The 1,713-nt window shown below is 75.9% G+C and carries 3 protein-coding genes; 2 read left to right on the top strand and 1 reads right to left on the bottom strand.

What is annotated here, in order from left to right; genetic code table 11:
• The first annotated feature begins 9 nt into the window (after positions 1-9).
• Together ACFFHU_RS28495 and ACFFHU_RS28490 are read left to right on the top strand one after the other, a co-directional pair.
• Complete coding sequence (locus ACFFHU_RS28495; RefSeq protein WP_377343520.1) at positions 10-117, top strand: cellulose binding domain-containing protein; 108 nt, start codon at positions 10-12, stop codon at positions 115-117.
• A gap of 161 nt (positions 118-278) precedes the next feature.
• Complete coding sequence (locus tag ACFFHU_RS28490) at positions 279-1,466, top strand: hypothetical protein (protein ID WP_377343519.1); 1,188 nt, start codon at positions 279-281, stop codon at positions 1,464-1,466.
• Positions 1,467-1,596: 130 nt separating this feature from the next.
• On the opposite strand, the gene ACFFHU_RS28485 is transcribed toward ACFFHU_RS28490, so the two are convergent.
• Complete coding sequence (locus ACFFHU_RS28485) at positions 1,597-1,704, bottom strand: cellulose binding domain-containing protein (RefSeq protein ID WP_377343520.1); 108 nt, start codon at positions 1,702-1,704, stop codon at positions 1,597-1,599.
• Positions 1,705-1,713: the final 9 nt, after the last annotated feature.

Here is a 1,713-nt window from a genome sequence, read left to right as displayed (position 1 = left end):
AACGGCACCATCGCCCCCGGCGGCTCGGTCTCCTTCGGCTTCCAGGCCAACCACACCGGCAACACCGCCGCACCCACCTCCTTCACCCTCAACGGCAGCCCCTGCACCACCGGCTGACCACCACCCACCCACCACCCGGCCCGGCCCCGCACCACGGGGCCGGGCCGGCCACCATCACGGCCCCGTCACCCCAGCACCGACCCCGGCCAAACGGCTCGACAGCCGGTACGGCGCGGACGAGGATCTCCGGTCATGACCGCGACTCCGGTGCTCTGGCTGTGCGGCCCGCGGGAGTGGGCAAGACGGCGGTCGGCTGGGAGATCTACTCCCAGCTCGTGCGGTCCGGGGTGCAGACCGGCTACGTCGACATCGATCAGCTCGGCATGTGCTTTCCCGAGGCGGCCGCCGATCCGGGGCGGCACCGGATGAAGGCACGCAACCTCGCCGGCGTCGTGGCCGGCTACCGGGCGGCCGGGGCCCGCTGCGTCGTGGTCTCCGGCGTCGTCGATGCGGAGCACGGCGCGCACCGCGACGAGCTGCCGGAGACGAGGTTGACGATCTGCCGGTTGCGCGCGGACGAGGCGGACCTGGCCCGGCGGTTCGTCGGCCGGGAGGGCCACGACAACGGCTTGGCGGACATCCTGCGGGAGGCCGTACGCCTGGACGCCGGCGCCGTGGCCGAGGTCTGCGTGGACAGCAGCGGCCTCACGGTGGCCGAGGTGGCCCGGCGGGTCCGCGACCGCCTGCCCGGATGGCCCCCGCCGGACGATCCGCCGGGCCCCTCCACCCCGACCGACCCCGCCGACCGAGTCAACCACGTGGGCTCCGCCGTCCACGTCGAGCCCGCCGACCGCACCGAGCCGGTCGAATCCGGCCCGGGCCGTCCGGTCGCTGGCGGCGCCCGCGCCGGTGCGGTGGTGTGGCTGTGCGGCGCGACGGGCGTGGGTAAGTCCACCGTCGGCTTCCAGCTCTATCTGCGGACGCTCCGCGCCGGGCGGACGGCCGCCTTCCTCGACCTGGATCAGCTCGGCTTCTGTGGCCCCACACCGGCCGACGACCGGGTGCGGGCCGGCAACCTCGGCGCCGTGTGGCGGACTTTCCACGCGGCCGGGGCGCAAGCGCTGGTCATGGTGGGCCCGGCGGGCGACGAGGCGACCATCGACCGGTACGCCGAGGCCCTCCCGGGAGTGAACCTGACCGTGTGTCGGCTGCACGCCGGCCGGACCGCGTTGACCGATCGGATCCTGGCTCGCGGCGCCGGCCGGGGCAGCTGGGCCCAGCCCGGCGACCCGCTGCTGGGCAGGCCGCCGTCGTACCTGCGGAGGCTCGCGGGCGAGGCGGCGCATGCCGCCGAGGCGCTGGAGCCGGCCGGCCTCGGCCACCGGGTCGACACCGACGGGCGCACCGTCGAGCAGGTGGTCGACGCCGTCGTGACCGACCTCGGCTGGCCGGGCCGGCTGCGGTAGCTCGGGGTCCGTTGACCCGCCGGCCCCGCCCGGTTGGTCGCGGGGCGGGCCGGTCCGGTGGTCGGCGTTCACCTGGCCGCGCGGCCCGGCCCCGGATAGGGGCCGGGCCGCGCGGGTGAACGGGTGGTGGTCAGCCGGTGGTGCAGGGGCTGCCGTTGAGGGTGAAGGAGGTGGGTGCGGCGGTGTTGCCGGTGTGGTTGGCCTGGAAGCCGAAGGAGACCGAGCCGCCGGGGGCGATGGTGCCGTT

Source organism: Plantactinospora siamensis, assembly GCF_042434095.1.
Taxonomy (GTDB): domain Bacteria; phylum Actinomycetota; class Actinomycetes; order Mycobacteriales; family Micromonosporaceae; genus KBS50.
Note: the sequence above shows the minus strand (reverse complement) of the source record. Positions and strands in the feature narration are given on the sequence as shown.